Annotated in this window: 5 protein-coding genes; 2 read left to right on the forward strand and 3 right to left on the reverse strand. The window is 65.4% G+C overall.

Going from position 1 to position 7,491, the window contains the following annotated elements; genetic code table 11:
- The first annotated feature begins 342 nt into the window (after positions 1-342).
- Complete coding sequence (locus tag ASC93_RS09825) at positions 343-2,562, forward strand: S9 family peptidase (RefSeq protein WP_056440583.1); 2,220 nt, start codon at positions 343-345, stop codon at positions 2,560-2,562.
- A gap of 67 nt (positions 2,563-2,629) precedes the next feature.
- Here the strand turns inward: ASC93_RS09825 and ASC93_RS09830 are convergent, their stop codons facing one another.
- From ASC93_RS09830 to ASC93_RS09840, 3 genes are all read right to left on the reverse strand, one after another.
- The gene (locus tag ASC93_RS09830; protein ID WP_056440586.1) at positions 2,630-2,809 is read right to left on the reverse strand and encodes a CsbD family protein; all 180 of its coding nucleotides are present in this window, start codon (positions 2,807-2,809) and stop codon (positions 2,630-2,632) included.
- 112 nt (positions 2,810-2,921) lie between these two features.
- On the reverse strand, positions 2,922-3,545 hold the full coding sequence (locus ASC93_RS09835) for a bifunctional 2-polyprenyl-6-hydroxyphenol methylase/3-demethylubiquinol 3-O-methyltransferase UbiG (RefSeq protein ID WP_056440688.1): 624 nt from the start codon (positions 3,543-3,545) through the stop codon (positions 2,922-2,924).
- Positions 3,546-3,702: 157 nt separating this feature from the next.
- On the reverse strand, positions 3,703-5,781 hold the full coding sequence (locus tag ASC93_RS09840) for a M13 family metallopeptidase (RefSeq protein ID WP_056440588.1): 2,079 nt from the start codon (positions 5,779-5,781) through the stop codon (positions 3,703-3,705).
- Between the two features lie 199 nt (positions 5,782-5,980).
- Here ASC93_RS09840 and ASC93_RS09845 point away from each other — a divergent pair, with 199 nt between their 5' ends.
- The gene (locus tag ASC93_RS09845; protein WP_056440590.1) at positions 5,981-6,265 is read left to right on the forward strand and encodes a flagellar protein FliT; all 285 of its coding nucleotides are present in this window, start codon (positions 5,981-5,983) and stop codon (positions 6,263-6,265) included.
- The last annotated feature ends 1,226 nt before the right edge of the window (positions 6,266-7,491 follow it).

The following is a 7,491-nucleotide window of genomic DNA, read 5'->3' on the forward strand; positions in this document are numbered from 1 at the left end:
TACAAGCGATCGTTGCTGAACTTGCCGCTTAACTTAACGGCATTAGGGTCAGAGCCCGGTTTTTGGCACAATCTTTCGGGCAAAAAAAAGCCGATGGACGGGGAATCCATCGGCATAACCCTAGGAGAGAGTTTCATCCTATTGTCGGCATTGGGGCGCCGACGAGGAGATCATATGCGATGGCATCGAATGCAAACATTACGATCCATCCATCTTTGACAATTCGCCATCGCTTCGCGCGGGCGTGGCGCGGGGACGTATTTGCAGCTTTTCCGGATCGACTCTGGTATCGTTCCGCCGTTGCAGAAAATAAATTTCCCCATTCTTTACCCAAGAGATTCCATGCGCCCTCTTCTCTGCCTTTTAGCCGCATTGTCGGCCGTTCCCGCACATGCGGAACGGCTGACGCTGGACCGTATCCACGCCGACCCGGCGTTGTCCGGTCCAGGCGTCCGCAGCCTGCGCGTCTCGCCCGACGGCGAACGCGTGACCTTCCTGCGCGGACGCGCCGACAACCAGTTCCAGCTGGACCTGTGGGAATTCAACATGAAGGACAAGACCACGCACCGCCTGGTCGACTCCAAGCAACTGGTCCCGAACGAAAACCTGTCGCTGGAAGAGAAGGCGCGGCGCGAGCGCGCCCGCACGGCCAGCCTGTCCGGCATCCTGAGCTATAGCTGGTCGCCGGACGGCAAGCAGTTGCTGGTCCCGATCGCGGGCGACCTGTACCTCGTCGATGTTAACAAGCCGGATGCCGCGCGCAAGGTCGCGTCGGGCAACGTCGGCGACCCGAAGATTTCGCCGAAAGGCCGCTACGTCTCGTACGTGCGCGACCAGAACCTGTTCGTCATCGACCTGGCGACAGGCCAGGAGCGCCAGCTGACGACGGACGGCAAGGGCACCGTCCACAACGGCGAAGCGGAATTCGTCGCGCAGGAAGAGATGGACCAGCAGACGGGCTATTACTGGGCGCCGGACGATTCCGCCATCGCCTACCGCCGCTACGACGAGGCCCAGGTGCCCGTCGCGCGCCGCTTCGAGATCTTCGCCGACCGCACCGAAGTCATCGACCAGCGCTACCCCGCCGCGGGCGCGAAGAACGTGCTCATCGACCTGATGATCGTGAACCCGGCGACGGGCGCGCAGAAGCAGGTCGACCTCGGCCCCGAGAAGGATATCTACCTCGTGCGCGCCGACTGGAGCGCGGACGGCAGGATGCTCATCTACCAGCGCCAGTCGCGCGACCAGAAGCGCCTCGACCTCGTCGCCGTCGACGCCGCCACGCTGGCCCAGCGCCCGCTCTTGAGCGAAACGTCGAAGACCTGGGTCAGCATCCACGACGACCTGCGTTTCCTCAGTCACAGGAATGCGTTCATCTGGGCGTCCGAGCGCAGCGGCCGCAAGCATCTGTACTTGTACGACATGTCCGGCAAGCTGCTGCACCCGATCTCGAGCGGCGAATGGGGCGTCGACAACATCCTCGCCGTCGACGAACAGGCCGGCAAGGTCTATATCGCGTCGAACAAGGACGCCGTCATCGACAAGCAGGCGTACGCGCTGAACCTGGACGGCAGCAATGCGAACCACCCCGTGCGGCTGACGAAGCAGGACGGCTGGCACGAGGACGTGTTCGCCCGCAACGGCAAGATTTTCGTCGACACCTTCTCCGATCCGGACACGCCGCCGCAAGTGTCGATCCGCCGCGCCGACGGCGCCATGGTCGAGTGGCTCGAGCATAACGAGCTGAACGCATCCCACCCGTACGCGAACTATGTGAAGGATCATTTGCCGACGGAATACGGGACCATCCAGGCGCACGATGGCCAGACGCTGCACTACTCGATGATCAAGCCGGCCCATTTCGATGCGGCCAAGCGCTACCCGGTCTTCCTGTTCACGTACGGCGGCCCGCACTCGCAGCGCGTGACGCGCCAGTGGGGCAGCCTGTTCAACCAGTACATGGCGCAGCAGGGCTTCGTCGTGTTCGTGCTGGACAACCGCGGCTCGTCGCGCCGCGAACGCGCCTTCACCGACGTCATCTACGGCAACCTCGGCGCGCACGAAGTCGAGGACCAGCTGACGGGCATCGACTGGCTCGCCCAGCAAAGCTTCGTCGACCCGAAGCGCGTGGGCGTGTTCGGCTGGAGCTATGGCGGCTTCATGACCCTGCGCCTGCTGGAAGCCGGCTCAAGCAAGATCGCGATGGGCGTGGCGGTGGCGCCGGTGACGGACTGGTCGCTGTACGACACCCACTACACGGAGCAATTCGTGGGCGCGACGCCGCAATCGGACCCCGCCGCCTACGAGCGCAGCGGCGTGTTCGCGCACCTTGACGGCCTGAAATCGCCGCTGCTGCTGGTGCACGGCATGGCCGACGACAACGTGCTGTTCACGAACTCGACGCGCCTGATCGACGCGCTCGTCAACCGCAACGTGCAGTTCGAGCTGATGACGTATCCGGGCGCCAAGCATGGCATTTCGTCGCGTGCGGGTCAGCGCCACGTGTATGGCTTGATCGAGGCGTTCTTCAAGAAGCACCTGGGCGGGACCGAAGCGAAATAAACGTCGCGCTTCCATGAAAAACAGCCGCAGATCGCGGCTGTTTTTTTGCTTGCCTGCTATTCGGGTATCAGCGATTGCCCTTGTCGATCGCGTCGCGCAGATCGCCGGCCTTTTCCTGCACCTTGCCTTCGACCTGCTTGGACAGGCCCTTGGCTTGCTGCTCGCTGCTGCCGACAACCTTGCCGACTTCCTCCTGAACCTTACCGCCGATGTCCTTGGCCTTGCCTTTGATTTGGTCGTCGTTCATGTCGGAATCCTCCTTGGTGAGTAAGACCGCTTGCCGATGCAAGCGGGATGCATCCAGAATATTTGCATGTCGATCTTCATTCTGTACGCAAACTAACAGAAGATAACAACCATCAAACCGGCTTGCGCCAGACGCTGGCCAGCCAGGGCTGCTGGTCGCGCGGCACGCCTTCGGGCCGATAGTAATGGCGCAGCGCCACGAAGCCCGCCGCGACGACATACCGCTCCCAGGCCGGGTAATCGTGGAAGCTGCCGTAGCGCGGCCCGTTCCAGCCCTCTTCGTTATGGCCGCGCGGATTCGAGCTGAACAGCACGCCGCCCGGCTTCAGGGTCGCGTACAACTCGCTCAACACTTTCGGCAACAGGTCACGCGGCACGTGGAACAGCGACGCGTTGGCGAACACGCCGTCGAAGACCCCGTCCGGCAGATGCAGGTCGATGAAGTTCTGGTGCCACACTTCGCAGCCGCTGTACTCGTGCGCCATCGCCACGAACTGCTCGCTGCCGTCCAGGCCGATGGCGCGGTGGCCGCGCGCCGCGAACGTCTTGAGGTCGCGGCCGGGGCCGCAGCCGAAGTCGAGGATCGTGTACGGTGCCGGCGCTTCGATGGCCGTCAGCAGCGCCTCGATGTTCTGGCTGACGTCATGGTCGATCGTGCCGGCAAAGAAACGGCGCGCATTGTCGTCGTAATGGTGCAGCGTGCGGCGGGTGATGTCTTCGTAGTCGTCTTCGATCATATGCAGGAAGTGATGAACGATGCGCCGGTCGACATCGAGATAGTGCTGTTTCATAAGCAATAACCGCGATGAAAGATGCCCGGATCATTCTAGTCCGGGCCTCTTGCCGACCGGCGCAGCTTACCCGCGGGACATAAGCCGTCCCGCCGAAGGACGCTTACCAGACGCGCACGCGCTCGTCCGGCGGCAGGTACAGCGCCTGGCCCGGCTGCACGTCGAACGCCTTGTACCACGCGTCCAGGTTGCGCACCGTGGCCGTGCGGTATTGCGGCGGCGCGTGGCCGTCGGTCAGGATGCCGCGCCGCTCGGCCGCCTCGCGCGCCTTCGTGCGCCAGCTCTGCGCGTAACCGGTGAAGAACTGGCGGTCGGTTTCTTCCGTCGCATTCTTGCCGGCGGCGGCGTGGTAGGCGTCGTACGACGCTTCCAGGCCGGCCAGGTCGGCCAGGTTTTCGGACAGGGTCAGCTGGCCGTTGACGGCGAGGTCGGGGTAAGGTTTATAGGCGTTGTACTGCTCGACGAGCTTGTGCGACGCGGCCTTGAAGTGCTCCATGTCCTGCTTCGTCCACCAGTCGCGCAGGCGGCCCTGGGCGTCGAACTGGGAACCCTGGTCGTCGAAGCTGTGGCTGATCTCGTGGCCGATGATGGCGCCGATCGCGCCGTAGTTGACGGCGTCCGGCGCCTTCGGATCGAAGAACGGCGGCTGCAGGATCGCGGCCGGGAAATTCAGCGCGTTCTGCAGCGGCAGGTTGACGGCGTTGACGAGCTGCGGCGGCATCGACCACGCCGTGCGGTCCGGCTTCGCGTGCAGCTTCGCGAGTTCCTGGTCCGTGTGGAAGGCGTCGGCGCGCAGCGCGTTGCCGAACGCATCCTTCGGTTCGACCTTGAGGCCGGCATACGATTTCCACTTGTCCGGATAACCGACGCCCACGTACAGCGTCCTGAGTTTTTCCTTGGCCTGGGCGCGGGTGGCGGGCGCCATCCAGTCGAGCTTGTCGATGCGCTTGCCGAACGCCGTCACGATGTTGGCGACCATCCGCTGCAGCTGCGCCTTGTTGTCGGCCGGGAAATATTTCGCCACATAGAGCTTGCCGACGGCCTCGTCCATCGCCTCGTTCGTCGCGCCCAGCGCCCGTTTCCAGCGCGCGGACTGCTGCGGCGTCCCGGACAGCGCCTTGCCGTAGAACGCGAAACGCTGCTCCACGAACGCCTTGGGCAAGACGTTGGCCATGCGGTTGATGGTGTGGAAGGCAAGATAATCCTTCCACGTGGCCAGGTCGGTCTTGCCGACGAGCGCCGCCTCGCCTTTCACGGCGGACGGGTGCCAGACGGTGAACTTGTCCTGGTCGGACAGGCGCGCGGCCTTGAAGAACGCGTCCCAGTCCAGGCCCGGGGCGTGGGCGGCGAAATCCTTGCGGGTCCACGTATTGTCGGCTTTCAGCACGTCGGCGGAATCGGCGCGGGTGCCGTGGGCGTTGGCGATGTCGACCTCGAGCGCGAAGATCTTCGCGGCGCGCGCGTCGGCGTCCGCATCCGTCGTGGCGTAGCCGGCCAGTTTCAGCATCGCGGCAATATGCTTCTGGTACTGCGCGCGCAGGCCGGCCATGCGTTCGTTGTTGTCCAGATAATAGGCGCGATCCGGCATGCCCAGGCCGCCCTGCAGCAGATAAGGCCAGTTGTGCGCCGGGTCGTGCAGGCCGGGCGCCACCCACAGGCCGAAGATATTTTCGGTGGCAAAGTGCGTATTGTTCAGCGGATCGACGTCCGCGCGCACGGACGCCCCCAGCGCGCGCACGAGGCCGGCCTTGTCCTTGATGGCGGCGATCTGCGCCAGCGCCGGCTTCAGGGGCGCCGCGCCGCGCGCCTCGATTGCGGCCTCGTCCATGTAGGCGTCGTAGTAGTCGGCGACCTTGCGCGCCTCCGGACCGGCCTTTTTATCGTCGCTCACGCCTTCGATCAGCTTGACGATGCGCTGGTTGGTGTCTTCCGCCAGGTTGTCCATCGCGCCCCAGCGGCTGCGGTCCTCGGGGATGGCGGTCTTGGCGAGCCAGTCCTTGTTGGCCCAGGTAAAGAAATCGTCGCCCGGCCGCAGGGCGGCCTGGGCGGTCCCGGCGGTGGTCCCGGCCCCTGCGGCCGCGGGCGGGGTCTGCCCGGATGCACCCGCGCCCGTGGTAACGAGCACAGTGCCGCACAACGCGAGAACGATGGCGGTCTTGATCGGCGTCCAGCTGATGTTCATGGTGTCCCTTTTCTAGAGTTCATTGGTCTCGTTGGCGCGTCGCGGCGGACCGACACGCGCCGGCGAGCACTATAACGCGCCGTCCCAAAAAAAATTTCAAAAAAATCTTTCGAAAACCCTAAAGTTCTCCAAAACGCTGCCGTAAAAGACAGACAACCGGTAATCCGGCCGGTGGTTGTCCCGATAGTGGAGCGCAGTCATGACGTCCAACGAAGTCCTCGCAATGTATGAAAACATCGCCGCACTGAGCAGCCGCATGGCCGTGGCGGCGCGCGATGGGGATTGGGACGGACTGGCCCGCCTGGAAACCCAGTGCGCCCTGCAAGCCAGCGCGGCGAAAAGCGGCGTGCCGCCGTTGGCCGGCGTCGAGCGCAAGCGCAAGATCGACCTGCTCAAGCAGATCATGGCCAACGACCGCGCCGTGCGCGACATCACCGAGCCCTGGATGGGCCAGCTGGACCGCGCCCTGAGCCCGGCCCACTGATCCACCCGCCTCCCGCCCCGAAGCCCCTTCGACACGGTCCAAGGGGCTTTTTGCTTTCTCGACGGGCAACGGCACGCCCGATCGGGTGACACGCCATGGTAGCGATCAGCCGGGCATGGGGCCAACGCATTGCGCAACGTGTCCGCCAAACGAAAAACCCGCGCAGCGACGTCGGTCGTCTGCGCGGGCCGGAATTGGGGAGAGCGAGCACCAGGCATCCCCTGGCGTCGCCTCTTGCCGGTTGCCTCCGGCGTCCACCTGCCACTGTCGGCAGGCGAACCGCTTCCGGACTCAGGCGCTTCGTCAGCGACCGTCCAACCCCGCGCCACGCAATCGGTGGTGGCTGCGGCGGACCCTGAGCCGTTTTTATGATCTTCTGATCTGTGATCAAAACATCATCGAAACGCAGTATAACGCAAAATTCGGACTTGTGTAGACGACTCGCGCGAAGATTTTGAACACGAGCCGGTTTACTCGAGCGTCGGCTCGGCGGGCTCGGTCGTCCGGCGCTCCGGCGCCTCTGCCTGCGGCGTCCGGGTGCGGGCGGCAAAGCGTGCCTTGAGCTTGCCGAACAGGCCGGGCGCCGCAGCACCGCCCGCCTTGTGCCGGCGCACGACGACGAAGGCGCCCGCCCCGCCCAGTGCCAATACGAGCACGCCGATGGCGGCGCCGATCCAGCCCCACGGCAAGCCCGCGTCCGGAGGCGGAGCCTTGGGCTTGTGCGGCACGAGCGGTTTGATCGAATGGATGGGGCGCGGGCCGGCCGGCACGACGGGCTTCGGCTGTTCGTGCGCGGCGGCAACGGCGGCGTCCGTGGCGGGCGCAGCTGCGGCCGGGTCTGTGGCGGCGGGGGCTGCCGCGGCTGGGGCTGGGGCTGCCGCGGCTGGGGCTGGGGCTGCCGCGGCTGGGGCTNGGGCTGCCGCGACCGGGCCTGCAGCGGCGGCGGCTACCTTGGCCGGCGCCGTTCTGGTGTCCGGCCCCGCCGGCGGCTGGGCTGTGCCGGAAACGCCCAGCGACGCCTGCAATTTCTTCATCCGGTCCTCGACCTGGCCGAGGCGGGACCGCAACTCGTCGTTCTTCGCGCCGAGGGCCTCGCAGGCCTGGGCCTCCCCGGCCGGGATCGCGCAGGCCGCCGGATGGGCGTCCTGGTGCGCCACCGGCAGCGCGGGCGCCCCGGCGACCGGTGCGTTGACGGCGGGCGCCGGGTGCGGCCGCCGCACCGAGAT

Origin of the sequence: Massilia sp. Root335, assembly GCF_001425685.1 — a bacterium.
GTDB lineage: Bacteria > Pseudomonadota > Gammaproteobacteria > Burkholderiales > Burkholderiaceae_D > Telluria > Telluria luteola.

Excerpts from the sequence above, each read along its gene's own strand:
- ASC93_RS09825 (WP_056440583.1), top strand. The coding sequence starts at position 343 with ATGCGCCCTCTTCTCTGCCTTTTAGCCGCATTGTCGGCCGTTCCCGCA.
- ASC93_RS09830 (WP_056440586.1), bottom strand. The coding sequence starts at position 2,809 with ATGAACGACGACCAAATCAAAGGCAAGGCCAAGGACATCGGCGGTAAG.
- ASC93_RS09835 (WP_056440688.1), bottom strand. The coding sequence starts at position 3,545 with ATGATCGAAGACGACTACGAAGACATCACCCGCCGCACGCTGCACCAT.
- ASC93_RS09840 (WP_056440588.1), bottom strand. The coding sequence starts at position 5,781 with ATGAACATCAGCTGGACGCCGATCAAGACCGCCATCGTTCTCGCGTTG.
- ASC93_RS09845 (WP_056440590.1), top strand. The coding sequence starts at position 5,981 with ATGACGTCCAACGAAGTCCTCGCAATGTATGAAAACATCGCCGCACTG.